The 20,494-nt window shown below is 32.5% G+C and carries 24 protein-coding genes; 16 read left to right on the top strand and 8 right to left on the bottom strand.

Going from position 1 to position 20,494, the window contains the following annotated elements; translation table 11 throughout:
• Positions 1 to 31: 31 nt before the first annotated feature.
• The 6 genes from CIT01_04555 to CIT01_04530 all read right to left on the bottom strand — a co-directional run bounded on the left by CIT01_04555 (position 32) and on the right by CIT01_04530 (position 5,140).
• Positions 32 to 715: a (Fe-S)-binding protein gene (locus tag CIT01_04555; protein ID AXV37518.1), complete on the bottom strand. Its 684-nt coding sequence runs from the start codon at positions 713 to 715 to the stop codon at positions 32 to 34.
• A 59-nt stretch (positions 716 to 774) separates the two neighbouring features.
• Positions 775 to 1,737, bottom strand: a complete 963-nt coding sequence (locus tag CIT01_04550) for a hypothetical protein (protein ID AXV37517.1) — start codon at positions 1,735 to 1,737, stop codon at positions 775 to 777.
• 8 nt (positions 1,738 to 1,745) lie between these two features.
• The gene (locus CIT01_04545) at positions 1,746 to 2,441 is read right to left on the bottom strand and encodes a hypothetical protein (protein ID AXV38723.1); all 696 of its coding nucleotides are present in this window, start codon (positions 2,439 to 2,441) and stop codon (positions 1,746 to 1,748) included.
• Between the two features lie 16 nt (positions 2,442 to 2,457).
• Complete coding sequence (locus CIT01_04540) at positions 2,458 to 3,609, bottom strand: nicotinate phosphoribosyltransferase (protein ID AXV37516.1); 1,152 nt, start codon at positions 3,607 to 3,609, stop codon at positions 2,458 to 2,460.
• 64 nt (positions 3,610 to 3,673) lie between these two features.
• Complete coding sequence (locus tag CIT01_04535) at positions 3,674 to 4,627, bottom strand: hypothetical protein (protein ID AXV37515.1); 954 nt, start codon at positions 4,625 to 4,627, stop codon at positions 3,674 to 3,676.
• A 9-nt stretch (positions 4,628 to 4,636) separates the two neighbouring features.
• Positions 4,637 to 5,140 carry a hypothetical protein gene (locus CIT01_04530; protein AXV37514.1) on the bottom strand — a complete coding sequence of 168 codons (504 nt, stop codon included), beginning with the start codon at positions 5,138 to 5,140 and terminating at the stop codon, positions 4,637 to 4,639.
• A 77-nt stretch (positions 5,141 to 5,217) separates the two neighbouring features.
• Here CIT01_04530 and CIT01_04525 point away from each other — a divergent pair, with 77 nt between their 5' ends.
• From CIT01_04525 to CIT01_04480, 10 genes are all read left to right on the top strand, one after another.
• Positions 5,218 to 5,820, top strand: a complete 603-nt coding sequence (locus CIT01_04525; protein AXV37513.1) for a GNAT family N-acetyltransferase — start codon at positions 5,218 to 5,220, stop codon at positions 5,818 to 5,820.
• 180 nt (positions 5,821 to 6,000) lie between these two features.
• Positions 6,001 to 6,990, top strand: a complete 990-nt coding sequence (locus CIT01_04520) for an ABC transporter ATP-binding protein (protein ID AXV37512.1) — start codon at positions 6,001 to 6,003, stop codon at positions 6,988 to 6,990.
• Positions 6,987 to 7,739, top strand: a complete 753-nt coding sequence (locus tag CIT01_04515) for a daunorubicin ABC transporter permease (protein AXV37511.1) — start codon at positions 6,987 to 6,989, stop codon at positions 7,737 to 7,739. The genes CIT01_04520 and CIT01_04515 overlap by 4 nt, the downstream gene beginning before the upstream one ends.
• A gap of 417 nt (positions 7,740 to 8,156) precedes the next feature.
• On the top strand, positions 8,157 to 8,588 hold the full coding sequence (locus CIT01_04510) for a hypothetical protein (protein AXV38722.1): 432 nt from the start codon (positions 8,157 to 8,159) through the stop codon (positions 8,586 to 8,588).
• Positions 8,589 to 8,790: 202 nt separating this feature from the next.
• Complete coding sequence (locus tag CIT01_04505; GenBank protein AXV37510.1) at positions 8,791 to 9,126, top strand: hypothetical protein; 336 nt, start codon at positions 8,791 to 8,793, stop codon at positions 9,124 to 9,126.
• A gap of 39 nt (positions 9,127 to 9,165) precedes the next feature.
• Entirely contained in the window at positions 9,166 to 9,735 is a 570-nt protein-coding gene (locus tag CIT01_04500; GenBank protein ID AXV37509.1) for a methyltransferase type 11, read from the top strand.
• A gap of 72 nt (positions 9,736 to 9,807) precedes the next feature.
• Positions 9,808 to 10,371 (top strand): GNAT family N-acetyltransferase, encoded by a 564-nt coding sequence (locus tag CIT01_04495; protein AXV37508.1) that lies wholly within the window; start codon positions 9,808 to 9,810, stop codon positions 10,369 to 10,371.
• A gap of 101 nt (positions 10,372 to 10,472) precedes the next feature.
• Complete coding sequence (locus CIT01_04490; GenBank protein ID AXV37507.1) at positions 10,473 to 11,069, top strand: hypothetical protein; 597 nt, start codon at positions 10,473 to 10,475, stop codon at positions 11,067 to 11,069.
• 174 nt (positions 11,070 to 11,243) lie between these two features.
• The gene (locus CIT01_04485; GenBank protein ID AXV37506.1) at positions 11,244 to 11,837 is read left to right on the top strand and encodes a hypothetical protein; all 594 of its coding nucleotides are present in this window, start codon (positions 11,244 to 11,246) and stop codon (positions 11,835 to 11,837) included.
• Between the two features lies 1 nt (position 11,838).
• A complete protein-coding gene (locus CIT01_04480) occupies positions 11,839 to 12,474 on the top strand; it encodes a hydrolase (protein AXV37505.1) in 636 nt (211 codons plus the stop codon).
• Positions 12,475 to 12,520: 46 nt separating this feature from the next.
• Here CIT01_04480 and mraW read toward each other — a convergent pair whose 3' ends face one another.
• Entirely contained in the window at positions 12,521 to 13,300 is a 780-nt protein-coding gene (gene mraW, locus CIT01_04475) for a 16S rRNA (cytosine(1402)-N(4))-methyltransferase (protein ID AXV37504.1), read from the bottom strand.
• 117 nt (positions 13,301 to 13,417) lie between these two features.
• A complete protein-coding gene (locus CIT01_04470) occupies positions 13,418 to 13,843 on the bottom strand; it encodes a MarR family transcriptional regulator (protein ID AXV37503.1) in 426 nt (141 codons plus the stop codon).
• Positions 13,844 to 14,268: 425 nt separating this feature from the next.
• On the opposite strand from CIT01_04470, the gene CIT01_04465 reads away from it, so the two are divergent.
• The 6 genes from CIT01_04465 (at position 14,269) to CIT01_04440 (ending at position 20,484) form a co-directional block, all read left to right on the top strand.
• A complete protein-coding gene (locus CIT01_04465; protein AXV37502.1) occupies positions 14,269 to 14,928 on the top strand; it encodes an MBL fold metallo-hydrolase in 660 nt (219 codons plus the stop codon).
• Positions 14,929 to 14,955: 27 nt separating this feature from the next.
• Positions 14,956 to 15,420 carry a flavodoxin gene (locus tag CIT01_04460; protein AXV37501.1) on the top strand — a complete coding sequence of 155 codons (465 nt, stop codon included), beginning with the start codon at positions 14,956 to 14,958 and terminating at the stop codon, positions 15,418 to 15,420.
• Positions 15,421 to 15,469: 49 nt separating this feature from the next.
• The gene (locus tag CIT01_04455) at positions 15,470 to 16,297 is read left to right on the top strand and encodes a hypothetical protein (GenBank protein ID AXV37500.1); all 828 of its coding nucleotides are present in this window, start codon (positions 15,470 to 15,472) and stop codon (positions 16,295 to 16,297) included.
• 582 nt (positions 16,298 to 16,879) lie between these two features.
• The gene (locus tag CIT01_04450) at positions 16,880 to 18,841 is read left to right on the top strand and encodes a cell surface protein (GenBank protein ID AXV38721.1); all 1,962 of its coding nucleotides are present in this window, start codon (positions 16,880 to 16,882) and stop codon (positions 18,839 to 18,841) included.
• 180 nt (positions 18,842 to 19,021) lie between these two features.
• Positions 19,022 to 19,837, top strand: a complete 816-nt coding sequence (locus CIT01_04445) for a ferredoxin (GenBank protein AXV38720.1) — start codon at positions 19,022 to 19,024, stop codon at positions 19,835 to 19,837.
• A gap of 191 nt (positions 19,838 to 20,028) precedes the next feature.
• Positions 20,029 to 20,484, top strand: a complete 456-nt coding sequence (locus tag CIT01_04440) for a hypothetical protein (protein ID AXV37499.1) — start codon at positions 20,029 to 20,031, stop codon at positions 20,482 to 20,484.
• The last annotated feature ends 10 nt before the right edge of the window (positions 20,485 to 20,494 follow it).

Below are 20,494 nucleotides of genomic sequence, written 5' to 3'. Positions count from 1 at the left end.
TCTGAATAAATAAATACTGGTTACAATAGGATTATTTGCCATTTGATCCTACAACATTGGGACATACACTTCTACATAAGTTACATTTCTTTAAAACAAATCCTCTTTCTGTCACAAAATTCGATAAGATTCTACACTTTTTTTGGTTAACTGTTTCACCATTCAAAGCTTTTTGAGGGCACTTATCTATGCAAAGACCGCAATTTTCCATGCAAGCAGCAAAATCTGCTATTGAGTCACTTTCCAGCTTGATATCAACCAAAATTGCCCCTATCTGAATCATATTACCATATTTTTCATTTATTAGAAGTGTATTTTTTCCCATAACGCCCAAACCCGCTAAATAACCGGCATGTCGCAATGATAAAATACCTCTGGCATACTGGTTTTCAATTTCCCAGTATTCTGACGGATCATCAGAGGGTATTGGAACAGTTTCTACTCCAGAATCTTCTAAAACCAGACATAGTTCAACTCCTATTATATCAACTTCTTGGGTCACTATGTTGTTTACGTGAGTGTATGGCACACAGTTTTCAGTTAATAAAGAACCTGCTGGAACTCTCTTGGCGAAAACTATTACAGATTTGCAGTTGGAATAAATGTCTAATGGATTAAATCCAGATGGTGCATCTTGAAATCTTTCAACACTGGCGATTCCACAAAGATCCGCCCCGAGTTTTAATGTGATATTTTTAATTGTTTTTGAATTCATGGAATCACCACCCATATATCTTATTTGAATCTCTGATTTTCTTATTATTTTTCAATTTATTAACCATATCTTTTGAACAATCGACAGATAGCCAGACAAATCCAATATTTTAAATCCTTGTCGCTTCCCCGTACAATATGCAAATCAAAAAGTCCTTCATTGTTTTGTCTTTCCTTTAAAAAGTCTAATCCTTCCTGAATATGATGATTTTCACTATTGAATCCAAGAAACGATAATGAATCCAAAGCACTGATAATATCAGTGAACAAAAAAGGATATGAAACCCTTTTCCAATATTTTTTATCTTTTCGATCAGGATATTTATCCGACAGGAATAATCTGCTGACCAGTAATTCTGCTGCATTTATGGCTTCTTCAGATTCACGATATTTTGGATGTGCTGCAAAGGCTCTTAACACCATTCCAGTAACTAAATGCGAAAATGGCTTATTATTATCACTTTTAATAGTATCTTGAAGTTTAAGGGCGTCAGAATATTTTATTTTCATGGTTCTAAGTGGTATGGCCCAGCCACCATCATCCTGACGATTTTTAAGTAGCCACTGAAATCCTTTTTTTATATGGGGATCATCATAGTATCCGGCTTTAATTAGAAGTTCCATAATGGCTGATGTATAAGTAGGAGTGTATTGGTTTCCGTAAATACCTCTTATATCTCCTTCGTCAGTTTGAAATTTAAAAAGGAATTTTGCGGCTTTTTCAATTGAGGGGTGATTTTTATTAAATCCATATTTCTCTACCAGTTCTCCCAGTTGTTTGAGAGTTTCAAATTGATTATAATTTTCAGATGATCTAACATGTTTATGTCCCCCAGGATATTTCCAGGAACCATCTTCCTGCTGCTTGCGGATGATTTTTTGAGGAGAATCTAAATCCCAAAGATTAGTTAAAGAGGATACTTTTTCATCTAAAAGATCTCTTCTGGTAAAATGTTCAATAGCAAAATTTTCAGAACTAATTAAAGGTTCTAATGGGTCATAAAGAAGTTTTTCCAACCACATGTAATCAACTAACCTTTTTTAATTATCTGATATCGTAGATGAACTATATCATCTTTCATCTTTTCTATTTCAATTAATTCAAGATTTATAACATTTTTTACAGATTTTAAATCAGAAGCTTGAAAAATTGAACTTGGTGTGATTCCTCCGATAAGGCAGGGGTTAATTAAGAGGCGTATTTCATCAACCAAACCCTCACGAAGAAGAACACCATTTAATGTACCTCCACTATCGACTCGGACATTTTCCACATCATAATTTTTGTTCAATTCATCCAGTGCTTCCTTTAACTCTACACGATCTTTTCCAGAAACAAGGTATTCTATTTCATTATTTTCTAAGAAATCTGTATATTCTGGGGGAGTTGATTTAGAACATAAAACTACTACCTCTTTGATATATGGCATTTCTAATACTTCGGCCCAAACACCTACTCTACCTTTGCTATCAGGTACCACGAGAAGTGGTCGATTGTCTGGAGAGAATTTATCCCTTTTTTCCCTCACTTCTTTAGCATTACCTCTAATTTCACCATTTGTGGCATTAAACCCTTTTAATATGGTTTCACTGCCCATTAAAACAGCATCAGTTTGCCACTGGGACGCCAATTCATAATAAAGATAGTAAATACTTGACTCGGTTTCTAAAAAGTCTAAACGACCATCAACACTCATTGCATTAAACAATATTACATAAGGTATCATAATATCACTTACTCTTTTATTTTCTTCCAATTTGCTCTAATACATATTGTCTTATTCTACCAGGATCAGGTAATTCATTTAATATCTTATTATATTCTATAACAGGATAAATAAGTTTTTCATAGGTTCCACCACAATTACAATAATCTAATCCTTTTTCAAGAGGTAAAATTATACTATTGCCACATTCAGAACATTTTAAAACATTTTTAGCACCAGAATGCTTTCCTCTTTTGGCAATAGGTTCCCCATTAATTTCCACTATATCCATGGAAAAATCCACTACTGGAGCGTTACTAATAGAAGTTCCAATACCGTAAGCATCTACCAATGGATTTAACAGGGGAATGTCTTCTTCCTGGATACCTCCACTAACTATAATTTGAACATTTTCGTATCCTCTTAAGTCTAATTCCCATCTTGCTTCTTGAAGTATGCTATAAAAATTACCTCTTCTAGAAGAAGGAGTGTCAAAACGTAAACCAAACAGTTTATTCCCCATAACTTCAGCTATATTTAATGATTCAAATTTTTCATCATTAAAAGTATCAATTAGGGCCACTCTATTCACTTCAGGGTCAATAATTTCATCAAATGCTTTGATTGATTCTAAAGTGGATCCTATGCATAATATTAGAGCATGAGGTATGGTGCCCAAAGGGTCTTCACCAATTATTTCACCACTTTTAACCACGGATACTCCGTCACACCCACCTATGTAGGCACTTCTTTCTATCATGGGGGCAATTGCAGGGTGCATTCTCCTGGCACCAAAACTCATTACCATTCTTTCTCCGGCCAGTTGTTTAAAACGGGCAGCTTTGGTTGCGATTCCGCTGGCCTGACAAAGCATCCCTAAAATAGCAGTTTCAAATACACAAAAATCCTGATAGTTTCCCTCTATCTCCAGCACCACTTCATGTGGATGGAAAACAGTACCCTCTTTCATAGCCCTAACATTTACAGGAATATCTTTTAGAATATATAATACTTCTTCTAAACCTGCTAAAACAGCCCATTCCCATTTTTTAGGCAAATCCTTCGCAACAACCTCAGCACGGACTTTACAGTTAATATTTTTACTTTTTAGAATCTGGAGAGTACGTTCAAAGTAGATGTCAGTTATCTTTCCTTCCAAAATCTCCTTTTCTTCTGCCATATGGAACATAATGCCACCTTGTTTTTTATAAATTAACTAACGTTACAGTAGTTATATGTTAATTAAAACTAATTTAGGTTAGTATTTTTTTATTATAGAAAGATTTTCTAGAATAAATAATTAAACATAATGTAATAATTATGAATGACGCTAAAAACGCAGTTAGAGTATAGTTTGTAACAAAATATAGGAGGGGGATCATAACATTTTGTTCATGAACGGGATAATTTAACAGTGTTATTATCTCAGAAACGGAGTATTTACTGAAGGTTAATATGATGGAAACCAGTAACAATCCGTAGTACACGATCAAACCCCAGAATGCTAATAAATACTTTTTGTAGTAACCATATGTTAAAATTGCTAAAAAGACCACGCAGATACTTATATAAGGAACAGCTTCTCGGTGAATAATAATTTTCCCGAATAAAGGAAAAATGTACTGGAACAATGGGCTAGTATGAAGAAACAGTATAAACAGGATATTTAAGCAACATACTAATAATATAACTTGGGAAATTTTATCTATGCAATTGTTACTCTTATTTTTGAATAAATGTTTGATTTTCTGGCTGTTATAAATTTTGATAAGAATAAATGGGATTATAATTCCCATTAAACAAATGAATACGAATATAATCAAAGTAACAAATAAATTAAGTTTTTGACTTAGTTGGGGGGTTGTTGTAATGAAACTGATAGTTAGGCTAATACCCACAATAAGCCAGATATATAAAAGGTTTAAAGAAAGTTTACGGCCCCAATTCTTTAGTTTAATAGTTCCAATTCCAATGGGTATCATGAAAAATGCTACAATGTAATATACTGCATTTTGGATGGTTAAATAGGCAAACCATAATGAACCTATCTGGAAGCCATCATAATAGAACTGGCCCCCTGCAGAGAACATGTAGAAACAATATATTTCTAAAGGGCCATAAAATAGGCCTATTAATCCAATTACAAGGAGAATTACTCCTAAAACTCTAATTAAACTTTCAGAATACGGTTTTAAATTGATATTCATAAAATCCCTCTATTTATTAAATAGTCTTTCAGCTGGACAACCTAATTTATGTTGTTTACAATATTTACAGGTAAAAACACCTCTTATAATAGCATTACCTATTGAAGATAAAATCAATAATATTAGAATCAATAATAAAATAATCCAAGAGAACTTTGAAATCAAAATGATTACTCCTCCTACTAAGGGGAAAATAAAAATCATTAAATCTGGGATCATGTCCTTCCAACTTATTTCCTGTTGGGGAAATTTGGAATTATCGCCTTTTTTAAAAAATAGGGAACTCAAACGGCCTTTACCAAAACCACAAGTTTTTCCATAATAATAACAATCTATACAACTCTTTCTCAATAGTCTAATTTCCAAGAAAAGGCAATAAATAAGATATAATATCCCGAATATAATTGCGAGATTAAAGAGGATGTAAGCACCAATAATATATATAGATAAAGAGAGTAAATTGGATAAAAGCACCATTTTGAGAGGATAGTTCTCATAACAACTATTTTCCATTAGATCACCAGATTAACATCTCTTATAATATTTTTTACATACATATAATATAATACTAAAGAGTGAGATGAACTCATATGGAAATTCAAAAACTTAACTTGATGAGGCATGACACTCTAAAAGTATCTGAATTGATTTATGAAACAGATACTGATCTTTTCGATTTTTTCTTTAGGGATAAGGAAAATGCTGCCAAAAAAATTGAAAAATTAGTCCGAGCTGGAAATAATGGGTTAAGTTTTGAGAGAATCATGGTGGTTATTGATAATAATAAAGAAGTTCAAGGTGTTTTGGTTTATTCTTGTGGTGATGAAGCTAAAAAAATGGATGAATTTAAGGTTTTACGAGAAAATCTCAATTTATGGGATGTACTAAAATTTACTATCATGGAATGGTGGGACAGCCATTTTCTGGCAGATTTAAATGAAGAAGATTTTTATTTAGCTTGCGTGGCAGTTGATGAAGAGGCTCGTGGAAAAGGTATTGGTACATTTATTTTGAAAAATGCCATAGAAATTGCAAGAAAGCATGGATTTAAAAGGGCAGTTCTGGATGTGGATTTAGATAATAAAGGTGCTTATAGGCTCTATAAAAGGATGGGTTTCAAAGTTTTTAATAAAAATGCTATTCCTTGGATTGGTGGAGAGAAAGGGGCTTTGAATATGCAGTTTTTAATTTAAATTTTTAAAAATTTATATAAATATTTTCAATTCGGGAGATATAATATTGTTAATAAATATAAAATATTTGAATGGGAAATAATTGGCAATAAAACATACAAAAGAAGTTAAATTTTAAAAAAAGCTTTAGAAACATCTTCTAAAAAAAGTAAATTATTTTTATATTTGTTGGAGAGTCAAATGAAAGCGATAGAGACTAAAAATTTGACAAAAAAGTTCGGAAGCCTCACAGCAGTGAATAAAGTAAATTTAGAAGTAGATCAGGGTGAAATATTTGGATTACTAGGTCCAAATGGTGCTGGTAAAAGTACATTCATCTCCATGTTATGTACTATTTTAAAGCCTTCATCTGGCACAGCCCTGGTGGAAGGCTATGATATCTTGAAAGAAGCATCAAAGGTGCGGCGTTCGATAGGCATAGTCTTCCAGGATCCGAGTATTGATGATAGACTTACAGGCATGGAAAACATGGAAATGCACGCTGATCTGTATGATGTACCCCGGGATGTGATGCACTCCAGAATAGAGGAGGTACTGCAATTAGTTGAATTAGAAGATCGCTCTTCAAATTATGTTAACACTTATTCTGGGGGTATGAGGAGGCGATTGGAGATAGCGAGGAGTTTGATTCATTATCCTAAAGTGTTATTCTTGGATGAACCTACTATCGGGTTGGATCCACAAAGTCGAGAGTATATCTGGAATTATATAAAAGATTTAAAAGAACAGGAGAATATAACTATAATTCTTACCACCCATTACATGGAAGAAGCAGATAAACTCTGTGATAGAATAGCCATTATTGATCAAAGCAAGATCATTGCCTTGGACACACCTAAAACACTTAAGGATGAATTGGGTGGCGAGACTATCATTATCGAGTCCAGTGATAATGATCTTTTATCTAATAAGATTGAAGACGCTAAACTTGCTGATAACATCCTTAAAACAGAGAATGAACTTAATTTATGTGTTAAAAATGCCCATACTACCTTGGCACGTATCGTTGAGTTGGCAGTTTCAGTTGGTGTGTATATCAACAATATTTCCATAAGAGAACCTGATTTAAATGATGTTTTCATGCATTTTACAGGTAAAAAAATTCGTGATGGTGGTGGTAGTAAAGAACTTAGAGGTATGGGAGCTATACTTAGGAGGAGGATAAAATAAGCGAATTTAGAGGTATTAGTGCTTTATGGCGGCGTGAACTTAAACGTTTTGTTCGTGACCGTGCACGGTTAATTAGTTCAATTTTCTCACCAGTATTATGGCTCGTAATTTTTGGTGGGGGGTTAGGTCTTTCCCTTTCAAAGTCTGGTTTTAATTATACGCAATTTCTTTTACCGGGTATTATTGCCCAAACACTTCTTTTTACAGCTATATTTCTGGGTATATCTGTGATATGGGATCGGCAGTTTGGTTTTATGAAGGAAATTTTGGTGGCACCAATTAGTAGGGTTTCTATTTTCGTAGGAAAGATGTTTGGGGTAGGTTCTGCTGCTCTTATACAAGGATTAATCGTGATTGTGTTGGGAATTATTATAGGTGTCCCTTTAACGTTGTATTCAATAAGTTTAGCACTTCCTTTAATGATATTAATTACAGTAGGTTTGACTTGTATTGGATTGATAATTGCTAGTCTCATAACTAGTTTGGAAAGTTTTGGAACTATTGTGACATTTGTAAATATGCCAATGTTTTTTTTAAGTGGTGCGCTATTCCCAATCAACAATTTACCTTCATGGATAAAATGGGCCTTTTATATCAACCCCCTGACTTATGGGGTGGATGCTCTTCGGGGGGTTATGATAAATGGATGGCAAACTATAATGCCAATTCATATTGATCTATTGATTATATGTTCTTTTGACGTGGTGATGATTATTATTGGAACGTATCTATTCAGTAAAAGACAATAACCTGTTTGAAGAAATAAAAAAGATTTATAATATTATTAATTAATATTTTGCTTGATTTATACAAATTATTGTTTCTATTTTTTTCAGAGATGGATATCAACCGAAATCTTTATAAGATACTTTACTGAAATATCAAGTAGTCGATATCAATTAATCGATATTCTTATATTCAATATCTATCAATAAATTTGTAATAACTAAAAAAATATTTTTAAAAATATTTTGAATATCAAATTAACGATATTGTATCAAACACACGATATAGGAGAACTTGTTCCAATGTGGAATAATTGGCGAAATACACTGAATAACTGGAAGAATCTTCATGAAAGGATGGATAAATTGCACAAGTTAGGTGGTTTAAGGATATGGATACTCCATGTTTTGAGTCACGGCCCTAAAAATGGTGTAGAAATAATGGACTCTATAGAAGAACATCACCAAGAGATGTACCGGACTAGGATGCATCATGATAAAGCTGACAAACATTACAACCACCATCTTAAAAAAACAATGAGACATGCATCTTCACGCCCATCACCCGGTTCAGTATATCCTATGCTGAAAAAAATGGTGGCCGAAGAGCTAATAACCAAATTAGAAGATGGAAGATATGAATTGACAGATACTGGACGAGAAACCGTCTATGAACTATTTGGACATAATTATCGACCAAGCAGTTCTGATCGAGGGGATTTGGCCATTGAAAGTGCATTAATAGAAATGGACAATTATCTTTCTTATTTAGAAGATATCAAAAATGAAAAGCTCATTCCTCATAAAAAGAGGATAAAATCTCTGAATGATAGAATTAAAGTGATAATGGAATCCCTTAATGATGAAAAATAGATCCCTTTGGTAAGTAAAAAAACCGCCTCCAAGTGTTTTATAAAATACTGAAGGGATTTTATAATTTTAAATAAAAAATTGGATGTAATAATGTGCAATTTGAGGATTTGGTAAGAAATATCATTGAGAATGAATGTGAAGATTATTATCTGGGCGTTGCAGACCTTTCTACTGTTGAAAATTCGCTGTTCAAAAATATGGTTTGTTACTTAATGAATATCAGTGGGCCATTTCCATAGGGATAACTCTGCCCTATTTGGACTCAGCACGCTTATCAATATTGGAGAACAAAACATTTTATCATGATATTGAAAGTCAATTAGATAATATTACGGCTAGTTTAATATTTTTATTACAAGATAAAGGATACAAAGCCTTTGTTGTCCCAAAAATAGGCACGGAAGGATTTTCTTATATTCACAAACTGGCTGCAAATATGGCAGGATTGGGACAAATTGGAGAAAATGAGTTATTGACAGCCTCTGAAGCAAGTTCAAGTGTAACATGGGGCACAGTTCTCACCAATGCGCCTTTTTAATATCTAATTACTATAAAAAAAATAATTGGAGATTATTGAATGTTAACAGGGTTTAAATTAAGAATGTTAAACAGAAGAGCGTCTTCACCAAAAAATAAACCATTAAAAATAATAGAAAAACTTAATATAGAGAAAGGAATGGTTGTTGGGGATGTAGGAACTGGTGGAGGATACTTTGCCATTGAATTTTCTAAAAAAGTGGGACAAAAAGGTAAAGTTTATGCCATCGATATAAATAAGGAATTTCTTGATTTTATATCTGATAATATCGAAAAAAAAGGAATAAAAAATATTGAAATTAAACTGGCTAATCCATATAATTTAAATTTACCTGGAAAAAGTGTGGATCTGTTTTTTCAAAGAAATGTATTCCATCATCTATCAGAACCACTTGAATATTTTAAAAATATCAAAAAAATTCTTAAAGACAATGGTAGGATAGCTATTATTGATTATAAAAAGAAAAAATTTAGTTTCACCGGGTTATTTGGCCATTATACATCAAAAAATACTCTTATTGAAACAATGGATAGTGCTGGATTTTCACCTTTAGAAAATTTTGATTTTTTACAGGATCAGTTATTCATAATATTTGAAAGTAAATCCTAAATCTTTGCCAAATGAAGTTTAAACTGTAATTCGAAGCACAGTATAAAACTTTACTTTCAGGGGCGGGAATAAATGTCTATAAAAACATTAGTTAAAGATCATTTTTCAAACAGTCCTATTTCAGAGCATTTAGAATATTTTTTTCCACATAATCATGAAAATAATATTTCAAAACCAATTTTCACTGATAACAAATTGAATATCCGCAGATTTGCATTAAAAGACCTGGATGAATGTTCTGTTCTGTTTAAACAGGTCTTTTCATCAAGCCCATGGTATGATGAATGGGTTTCTCTAGATCAAACAAAAACATATTTAAATGAACTAGTTAAAAATCCTGTTTTTGACGGATTTGTGATATGTGAAGCTTCTAAAGTTGTTGGAACATGTTTGGGACACAGCAGATCATGGTGGATGGGGAAAGAATTCTTTATTGACGAATTTTTCGTTGCTAATGATAGGCAAGGAGAAGGGATGGGAACTAAACTTCTCGATTGTGTGAGTGAATATCTCAATAAGGAAGGTTATACTCGTTTAACATTATTAACTAATAAAAAAATTCCAGCTGAAAAATTTTATCTAAAAAATGGCTTTTATAATAATCCCCAAAGGACCATAATGATAAGGGATCTTTAATTCGAACTTTGCATATAGACAGTTATAGGGCATTTCCCAAAAAAATCTAATATAATCAATAATAAACAAAAGATATATGATTATCACTTGGGAATTATATTATGTCAAACTACGTTTTAGTACATGGTGGTAGCTCTAACAAATATGTATGGAATAAAATAGTGCCATTATTAAAAGAAAAGAGCCATACAGTTTATTCTCTTAATTTATCTAATGAGAGAACCAGTACCTTGACCAATCATATTTTAGAAGTATATGAACTTATTGAAAAAAATGATATTAAAAAAGTTATTTTGGTAGGTCACAGTTACGGGGGTCTGGTAATTACTGGTGTTGCTAATAAAATCCCTGAAGATATTTATCAATTAGTATATATCGACACTCTTTTTCCAATAAGTGGATTTTCGCTTTTTGACTACTTTAAACATTATAATATCAGTGCACAACGACAAGGCCTTGATGCATTTGATCCTTATACAGAACCTTTATATTTTGATGAAGAAACACTTAAAAAAATTCCCAAAACTCATATTAGATGTACAAAGAGTGAATTTATTGACATAAGTAGTAAAGCATGTAAAGATCTTGATTCTCGGGCAAAAAAGGATAATTGGAAAACTTTCGAATTGGACACCATACACAACTGTATGATTACTCAGCCAGAGGAAGTGGCTAAGATACTTTTAGGAGAAATATAATCCCCAGAGCCAGTGTTATTGGTTGGTTGTGATGATGGTTATATTTCCATTTTTACACTTTTTAATATGCTACTCCACAATCTTTATTTTTATATATAACATATGTCATATTATACAACAAGTTATATATAACAAGTTATATATTATGAGTATCTTTCATATGGAGGAATTTTGATGTCATTATCTTATGCAATGCTGGGCATTTTAACTTACAGCCCTATGACGGGTTACAATTTAAAAAAAGTCTTTGATACATCTATTTCCCAGGTTTGGGCTGCTAGTCTTAGTCAAATTTATAGGGAACTGTCTGATCTGGAAAATAAGGGGTATGTATCTTCTAATATTCAAAAACAGGAAGATAGGCCAGATAAAAGGATCTACAATATAACCAGAGAAGGTAGGGATGCGTTTTTAGAGTGGTTGAAAGATTCCCCGGAGAAGATATCTTCCGTTAAGAGAGATGCATTCATGCTTAGAATATTTTTTGGTTCGAATTTGGAAAAAAAAGAATTATTAAAACAACTTCAACGATTTATTTCACAAAAAAATGATCATTTAAATAAATTGAATGAAATCGAGAAGAATTTTAGTATCTGTAGCAGTGAATTTTCAGTGGAATCTCCAAAAAAAGAAGAACTTTTCTGGCATTTTACTATTAAACGGGGTAAAATGACTTTAAAAACTTTGATTAAATGGGCCGAAGAGTGTATTAAAGAATTAGAAGAATACGATAATTTTCATGATTTAAGAAGTGGGGAGGCGTTATAATTTGAAAATAAATGATGAAGTATATGTTTTTGATTCAACAAAAAACTGGAGCTGTGCTTATCTAATATTGGGTGAAGAAAAAATTTTGGTTGACACCGGACTTCCCGGGCAGGGAAAAGGTATTATAAAAGAATTAAATTCTCTGAACATTAAAGCTAAAGAGATTAAACATATTTTAATTACTCATCATGATTTAGATCATATTGGAAACCTTGTTTTTCTTGAAAAAGAGACGGGGGCTCATGTATGGGCATCAAAAGAAGATATTCCCTATATTTATGGTGATAAAAGCCGCCCTGGACTTAAAAAAATCATATCCTTCTTTATGAGAGTAAAAAAACCAGAAAATATAACATCTTTTCCGGAAAATCAAAAAATTAACGATGTTGAGGTGATTCCAACTCCAGGACATACTCCGGGGCACGTTTGTCTAATTTATAAAAATGTTTTGTTTGCAGGAGATCTTATCAGGAATTCCAAAGGACAGTTAAAACCCATGGAATCCCATATGAATTGGAATGAAACTATTTTAGAAGAATCTATTGAAAAAATTGCTGATTATGATTTTGAATGGATATGCCTTGCGCATGGTGAACCCATTAAACGTGTTGATGCAGTTGGAAAATTATCTAAGTAAAAATCAGAAAAGTTAATACCGGGATTATGATTTTAACCGGCCTAGACTATATGGTGTTATTAGACGTTGTTGCAGGTTTTTTTCCACCTATCAGGCACCACAAGAAATGTTTTGAAAATACATCAGTTTCTTTAAAACCAATTTCTTTAAGCCAGTTTAATTGCAATAAAAATGATTCATGCAGGTCATCACCTTCCTTTTTAGGTAAATGGATATTATCCACATTTCGGGTTTTCCAATTCTCGTATTGATCCATCCATTTAAAATAAAAATCCATTTCATCATTTGAAATTAGATTTTTTTGATTTTCAACATGATAAATCCAGTAATATAGACTTTTCTCGTAGGCATCTCTGTGTATGGTTTTCATTTCGTCGATATTGAAGAACCAACCATCTTCTTTTAGGATATTATAGCAATTTGAGTACAACTGCTTTTTATTCATGTTAGAGAGGTGATGGATTGCAGACATGGATGTAATCACGTTGGGCTTTTCTTTAATCTTTGATTCCCAGTTACTGCAAAAATCAGACTTGATGAAGATCACTCTATTCTCATATTTCTCCAATTTTTCCTCTGCGACAGATATAAAATCATCAGAAAAATCTAAATAATAGCAGACTGAATCAGGAAATTCTTTTAATACTTTTTCAATTAAAATACCACTTCCGGCACCTAAATCTAAAAGAACAATTTTGGCCATGTTTTCAAATTTTAGGATATTTATTAGTGTATCCTGCATGAAATCATATCCTGGTACAAGTAAGTTACACATCTTGTCGTACGTTTTTGCCATAGTTTTCGAATGAAAACGATCTTTGTTCATTTGTTTTATAATAAAACCTCCTTGGAATGTTTTTTTCTATGAACTCAATTCTTTATGAAATACCTATTTTTTCATATAATTAGTTTTATAAAACTAACTACATATTTGAAAAAAAAATTATAATCCTGATGTGGTGAGTTTGTTTACAATTTTAATGAATTTATCAACTTCTTCTTTATTTAAAATTTCTAAAATACGTTTAATTGCATTTTTATGAACTTGCATATGTATTTTAATTATATTTTTCCCTTTTGGTGTTAATTTGAGGAAATAAAAGCGTTTATCTGTGGTTGACTGGACCTTAATTACTATCCCCTGTTCTATCAAATGGTTAATAGCGATAGACACAGTTGATTTTTTGACTTCTAACATTCTAGATATTTCAGAGATGCTTATATTTTCGTATTTATTAATTAATTCAATATAATAAAGTTGTCGCAGTGTATATTCTTTTAAATCCCCAGTAAGAATTTCTGATTTTAATTTTTCAATTAATCCACTTATTTTATCAATGGATTCTACCAGTTCAATCTCTTGGGTCATAAATTTCATCCTCACTAAATATATAGTTTTATCTAACTAACTATTATAAAAACTTTGTTAAAATGATTGTCATATTTATTATTTGTAACGGTTTTAGCCATGTACTAAATAGTGGTTTTTTAAAAGTGTTATTTATCTGAAAACGATTATAAATATCCATTTTTTTCTTTAAAATAAGAATATTATCTTAAATGAATAATAAGTATGATAAAATGATTATGGATGAAAATGAACTGAAAAAATACAAATTTCTTTCCTCAGGAATTTACAAAAAAGGTCTGCAATATTATTATTCCCCATCCCGACCATATCACATCATATTTTAATTAAGATGACCATATTATAGAACATGAGAAGTTAAGATTATATCTCTGGATCTCAAATTAGTGAACTTAAAGATAAATATCTATATATTGAGGTTAAAAATGTCCCAAGAAATTAAAACCATTAAATTGGAAATGTTTGCTGGTTTAGCAAGTGTAAATTGTTACCTTGTCAGAACAGGCAACGAATTTGTTTTAATTGATACTGGAACTTCAAAAACTCGCAGCAAACTTGAAAAAAATCTGCAAGAAGCGGGTTGTAAACCAGAAAATCTTAATTTAATCCTGATAACTCATGGTGATTCAGATCATATTGGAAATTGCGCATATCTCCAGGATAAATACGGTGCCAAAATAGCCATGCACCAGAAAGATTCTGGAATGGCAGAACATGGAGACATGCTATGGAACAGAAAAAGCAATATTATTTCCAGGATAATAATGCCTTTCATGGGTTTAAATAAATCAGAAAGGTTTACACCAGATTTTTTTGTTGTTGATGGTTATAATTTAACGGAATATGGGTTTGACGCCAGAATTATCCACATTCCAGGCCACTCGTCAGGATCTATTGGTATACTAACCAAAGAGGGGGATCTTTTCTGTGGAGACCTATTCAGCAACACCAAAAAACCAGCTATAAATTCTATCATGCCTGATGAAAAAGCTGCAAATGATAGTATTGAAAAGCTGAGGAAGTTTAATATAAATAATGTTTACCCGGGCCATGGGAATCCGTTCCTGTGGAATCTTTTTACCTAGGTGAATGAATAAAAGGAGGGATGAGTTATGAAAATTGGAATTATCGTTTTTTCCCAAACAGAAAATAGCTATTCTGTGGCTTTAAAGCTTAAGGATAAGCTTGTAGAAAGTGGACATGAAGTGGAAGTTGAAAGGGTTGTACCAGTTGGTGATGTACCTCCACGGGCAAAAGTTGTAGAGTTCCAAAATGAGCCTGAGGTTTCTGGATATGATGCTATTGTTTTTGGTTCACCAGTTCATGCATTTACCCTTGCACCAGCTATGAATGCATATTTGGAGCAAATTTCATCTTTGCAAGATAAAAAAATTGCGTGTTTTGTTACTAAGGGTTTACCTTTTAACTGGACTGGAGGAAACAAAGCCATTGGTATTATGAAAAAAATCTGTGAGTCTAAGGGCGGAACTGTTGTAGGAACAGATATTGTGATCTGGAGAGGCGATGTTGATAAAAAGATTGAAGACTTGATTCGAAAGTTCAGTGTATTATTCTGATTTCAGTTTATAGCAGAAAGATCAATTATATCAGGTAGGATGTCTGATTATGAACGCCGAAATTTATTATTTTTCAGGTACTGGGAATTCGCTGGTGGTAGCTCGGGATATTGCGAGAAAAATTGATGGTGAACTTATTCCTATCCCATCGGTGATGAATAAAGAGATAATAGAAAGTGATGCAGATGTGACAGGGATTGTTTTTCCGGTTCACTTTTCAGTAGTTAATGGAGTCCCTAATATAGTCCAGAAATTTACTAAAAAACTGAAAAATATTAATTCAAAGTACATATTTGCAGTTTGCACTTGCGGGGGCTGGTCTGGGTCGGCGATAGAAAATTTAGGGAAAATTATTCAGTCAAATGGTGGAAATCTTGCTGCAGGTTTTACTGTACAAATGCCAAGTAACATAGATGTTATATCTAAAGAGGAACAACAAAAACTGTTTGATGAATGGGAAGAGAAGCTTGAATTTATCTATGAATATGTTAATGCCAGAGATGAGGGTAGATTTGAAAGTATGGCATTATTGTTTAAAATAATATTTGCCCCCATTTTTTTCTATTATAAATCCCGGACTTTAAAATTGTTGAAAAAACTCTCAAATTCATCAGATTTACCATTTGATGAGTTGGTATCATTGTCAGACAAACGTTTTTATAGTGACGAAAATTGCGAAGGCTGTGGAACTTGTTCAAAAGTTTGTCCAGTGGATAATATTAGAATAGTGGAAGGAAGGCCAGAATGGCAGCATCACTGCGTGGTATGTTTTGCTTGTTTAAACTGGTGTTCCAACAACGCAATTCATGGCGATTGGATATCAGAGGAAGCAAGGTATCATCATCCAGATGTCAAGGTTTCAGACATGTTTAATTAGAAATTCAAATAATTAAAATTGTTACGAGTGCTGAAATTTATTATTTTTCAGGTACTGGGAATTCGCTGGTGGTAGCTCGGGATATTGCGAGAAAAATTGATGGTGAACTTATTCCTATCCCATCGGTGATGAATAAAGAGATAATAGAAAGTGATGCAGATGTGATAGGGATTGTTTTTCCCGGTTTATCATTCAGTTGTTAATGGTGTTCCACTCATTATCAACAGATTTCATAGGATAATAAATATATGAAATTTCAGTTAATAAAAGTCTAAGAATGCCCGAAAATAATGGGACAAGCTACAATTGTCTTTATAAAAACTTTTTGATTTGACTAAAATAATAAAATTAATATATGGAAATTTGTTTATTATAATAAGATAATAATCAGTAAATTAATAATAACGCACTGATTATTTACAATTTTAAAGTCCTTGTTTATTATTTAATCTTTGTATTCAATTAGCTATCCAATTCATTTTTGATTTGTCATTATTGAGGTAAAATGGAGTGTAGAAGTTGAAAAAAACTAAAAAAAGTAAAAAAGTTTCATTTTTGTCATTTTTGCTTATATCTATTATTATGGGGTCATGTTTTGGAGTAAGTGAAGTAACTGCTGCCCAGTGGAATGTTGGTGATGGTCAGGATTATACCACTATTCAAGAGGCAATAAACAATGAAAACACTCTTGATGATGATATAATAAATGTATATTCTGGTATATATACTGAAGATGTTGTGGTAAACAAAAAATTGACTATTCAAGCCAATATGGGTGATAATGTAGAATTAAAACCCACAAACACAGGATTCACGCTAGTAAACGATGCAACCGGTGATGGCAGTGGAAGCACCATATACGGGTTCAAAATAACTAATTCCCCCACAGGAATAGGTGTTAATATCAGTGCAGACAACTGTAATGTTGAAGGTAATGAAATTATCGGGGGTAAAACAGGAATCGTGGTTTCAAATAGTAATAATACAATAATTAATAATGTTATATTTGGTCAATCAGAAAATGGAGTTCTAGGAAATCTTACTGGGGGTTTCTTCACATTTAATGGAAACGTTGTATCAAACATAATTGGCGCAGGATCAGCAAATGGTATTACGATTACTATTAACGGAACTTTAATTGATTTAACAGCGATAGGTAATACTATTTCAAACATAGCTGCATTCGGTGGCAGTGCATTCGGAATTCAAATTGGAAAAAGCAAAGGCGCCGATGGAAATCCTGAAGTGGATAACGTCACGAATTTGACAGTTAATAAAAATATAATTACTGACATTAATAGTTACAGTGCTAACGGTGCTGTTATAGGGATGGAATTAGTTTGCAACAGTATAAACGTTTTAATATCAGAGAACAAATTGTCTAATTTAAATGGTGTTAGTGGTAGCTCAATTTTTGGATTGGAAGCTGCCATTATTGGCACGGGGCCTGTATATGTTTCTAAAAATCAAGTATCCCAAATAGTTGCAGATGAACAGGCAGCAGGAATTGTGATTATCTCATTTGGTAATTTGAAATTAGAAGATAATAAGGTATCGAATATTTATAATGCCAAAGCAGCCATAGGAATTCTGGGCGTTGGATTAGGGAACAGTGCCCATTTAGAAAATAACATAGTTTCTGATATTAACTCACCCAATATAGCAGCTGGTATTGTAGGCACGGCATTAAAGGATCTTTTCATGTTGCATAATACAGTAAATCAGGTCAAAGGCGCTAATGAAGTGGCTATGATAACTATTGGTTTTAATAATACAGTTGTCAAAGGAAACAATCTTGAAGGGGATGGATCAGGGATAGGAATTGTAACATGTTCTCCTAATGGAATAATTACTTATAATCGGATTGTAAACTTCAATCATTACATTCAAAACTTTTTATTTTCGTCTTTCGGGCCTAGTATTGATGAAATGCTTAAGCCTATTGATGATGCCATCAAAAATCATCCTGAACTTAAACCCATTCTACAGCCAATCAGAGATGATTTAGATAAGCTTTTCCATCAATTGGAAAACAGCCATACTACTGCTACCTATAACTGGTATGGAACTAATAAGCCGGACAATAATAAATTCTTTAAGGGTAATGGAACTCTCATTTACTCTCCATGGTTGGTTTTAACTATCAAAGCAGTTCCATCCACGATATATGCTGGTCAAACTTCAATTATTGCTGCTGATGTTTATAGGGATTCAGCAGGTGGTGATCATAGTGCAAATACTGCTCAATTCTTCAGTGGGTCACGAGTAACTTTTACAACAAATTTAGGTAGTGTGGGAAGTAAGTCTATTACAGTTCCTTGGATTAATGGACGTGCAATTGCCACTTTAACTGCAGATGAGGGGCCAGGAATTGCTAAAGTAACTGCATCAGACTATCAAACTGTCCAAACATTTGTTAACATCCTAGCAGGATCAAAGACAAATAAAACAGTAGGAATGCAAAAAACTGGAATGCCAGTTCAGGGACTAATACTTGCAATTCTGATAGTTTTATGTAGTTTAGCAGTAACCGGGAGAAAATAGAAGCCTCTATTTTTATATAAAAGATCAATATTTTAATCAATAAATTTTTAGTAATCTAAAGGAAAACAGTGCTATGATAAAATAATGCTCAGTGAGTAAACATGAAAAAAGTTAATAACTTATTGAAAGTTTAATAAATTGTTATCTACTTAATATTATAGGAAGATTTTATTTATGAGTGTGGAAATTTATTATTTTTCAGGTACTGGCAATTCACTGTACGTGGCAAGAGAATTACAAAAACGTATTCCAGATATAAGTTTAATACCTTTGATAAGTCTTCTTAACAAAGATAATATTCAAACCAATTTCGAAAGTATAGGTTTCGTATTTCCAATACACCTCACGATGGCTCCATGGGTTGTACTGAAATTTCTTGATAATCTAAACTTACAGGGTGCTGAATATATTTTTGCCATCGCTACACGAGCAGGTACTCAGCATAGAGCATTTAAAGACTTGGAAAATATATTAAAAAGAAAGGGCAAAATTTTAGATTCTTATTTTACTTTAAACATGGCCAGTAATGATCCAAAACGTGAAAACTGGCATGCTGCAACTGAAAAAGAAATATCTGCTCTAGAAAATGAAGTTCAAAATAATCTGGATTATATACAGAAAATTGTTTTGAATAAAGAAAAGAGTCAGGAAGAAGACAATAGTTACACAGATCCAGTTCCTGCATTTTCACTTCTTTCATGGATTTTTCCGCACGTTAATAGATTATACAGTGCCGATTTTTATTCAGATTCAAATTGTGTAGGTTGTGGAACATGTGAAAAGGTTTGTTTGTCTGGTAAAATAAAGATGGATAATGGAAAACCGGTGTGGCAGAAAGATGTTCACTGCTTTTTATGTAATGCCTGTTTAAATTACTGTCCCAACCAAGCAGTACAGATAAAGTCTTCAAGCTTTTATAAAATATACACTGAAGAAAATGACAGGTATTCTCATCCTTATGCATCTGCTGACGAGATTGTTGAACAAAAATATTAAAGTATTTCACTTGTTATAAAAACGATTTAAATTAATAGGTAACTTTATAAGTTGATTACACTTTTCAATGGAGATATTAACTACTCGGAAGCTAATAGAAGTTGAAAAAGTATTTGGAGGAATAAATGCTAACACAATGGCAAAATAATCTGAACAAAATAATTTAAAAAGTAAGGACGGGTGATTTTAGAATGTCAGTAGAAGAGAATAAAGCGATTCTTTGCAGGTTTATTGAAGCCTATAATAATCGAAACTTGGATGTGTTTGATGATTTAGTGGCACCAGATTATATTGACCACACCCATCAACAACAAGGTCGAGATAAATTCAAACAATTATTTACTCTAGCTTTCGAAGGCTTTCCAGATTGGTATGAGTCTATTGAAGACATGATTGCTGAAGGGGAATGGGTATGGGTTCGTGTTACAGCTACAGGGACACATACTGGTGATTGGGATCTTTTTGGAGTTCCATTACCTCCGACAGGCAACAAGATAACAATGCCTATGGTTTTTTTCTTTCGCATAGTAAATGGTAAAATTGTAGAAGGTGGCGAGCTTGATGACCAATTGGATTTCTTCAAACAATTAGGGTTTATTGAATACACAGAAAAAGGAAAGAAAATTTTTCCAGAAGATGCCGAGTAAATATGAAATA

The organism is Methanobacterium sp. BRmetb2 (assembly GCA_003491285.1).
GTDB lineage: Archaea > Methanobacteriota > Methanobacteria > Methanobacteriales > Methanobacteriaceae > UBA117.
This window is presented reverse-complemented; position numbering and strand designations above follow the sequence as displayed.

Coding starts and splice junctions, on each gene's coding strand:
- CIT01_04465 (AXV37502.1), top strand. CDS start 14,269: ATGTCCCAAGAAATTAAAACCATTAAATTGGAAATGTTTGCTGGTTTA.
- CIT01_04525 (AXV37513.1), top strand. CDS start 5,218: ATGGAAATTCAAAAACTTAACTTGATGAGGCATGACACTCTAAAAGTA.
- CIT01_04450 (AXV38721.1), top strand. CDS start 16,880: ATGGGGTCATGTTTTGGAGTAAGTGAAGTAACTGCTGCCCAGTGGAAT.
- CIT01_04460 (AXV37501.1), top strand. CDS start 14,956: ATGAAAATTGGAATTATCGTTTTTTCCCAAACAGAAAATAGCTATTCT.
- CIT01_04510 (AXV38722.1), top strand. CDS start 8,157: ATGGACTCTATAGAAGAACATCACCAAGAGATGTACCGGACTAGGATG.
- CIT01_04545 (AXV38723.1), bottom strand. CDS start 2,441: ATGATACCTTATGTAATATTGTTTAATGCAATGAGTGTTGATGGTCGT.
- CIT01_04470 (AXV37503.1), bottom strand. CDS start 13,843: ATGACCCAAGAGATTGAACTGGTAGAATCCATTGATAAAATAAGTGGA.
- CIT01_04540 (AXV37516.1), bottom strand. CDS start 3,609: ATGTTCCATATGGCAGAAGAAAAGGAGATTTTGGAAGGAAAGATAACT.
- CIT01_04555 (AXV37518.1), bottom strand. CDS start 715: ATGAATTCAAAAACAATTAAAAATATCACATTAAAACTCGGGGCGGAT.
- CIT01_04530 (AXV37514.1), bottom strand. CDS start 5,140: ATGGAAAATAGTTGTTATGAGAACTATCCTCTCAAAATGGTGCTTTTA.
- CIT01_04500 (AXV37509.1), top strand. CDS start 9,166: ATGTTAACAGGGTTTAAATTAAGAATGTTAAACAGAAGAGCGTCTTCA.
- CIT01_04495 (AXV37508.1), top strand. CDS start 9,808: ATGTCTATAAAAACATTAGTTAAAGATCATTTTTCAAACAGTCCTATT.
- CIT01_04535 (AXV37515.1), bottom strand. CDS start 4,627: ATGAATATCAATTTAAAACCGTATTCTGAAAGTTTAATTAGAGTTTTA.
- CIT01_04455 (AXV37500.1), top strand. CDS start 15,470: ATGAACGCCGAAATTTATTATTTTTCAGGTACTGGGAATTCGCTGGTG.
- CIT01_04485 (AXV37506.1), top strand. CDS start 11,244: ATGTCATTATCTTATGCAATGCTGGGCATTTTAACTTACAGCCCTATG.
- mraW (AXV37504.1), bottom strand. CDS start 13,300: ATGAACAAAGATCGTTTTCATTCGAAAACTATGGCAAAAACGTACGAC.
- CIT01_04550 (AXV37517.1), bottom strand. CDS start 1,737: ATGTGGTTGGAAAAACTTCTTTATGACCCATTAGAACCTTTAATTAGT.
- CIT01_04440 (AXV37499.1), top strand. CDS start 20,029: ATGTCAGTAGAAGAGAATAAAGCGATTCTTTGCAGGTTTATTGAAGCC.
- CIT01_04490 (AXV37507.1), top strand. CDS start 10,473: ATGTCAAACTACGTTTTAGTACATGGTGGTAGCTCTAACAAATATGTA.
- CIT01_04520 (AXV37512.1), top strand. CDS start 6,001: ATGAAAGCGATAGAGACTAAAAATTTGACAAAAAAGTTCGGAAGCCTC.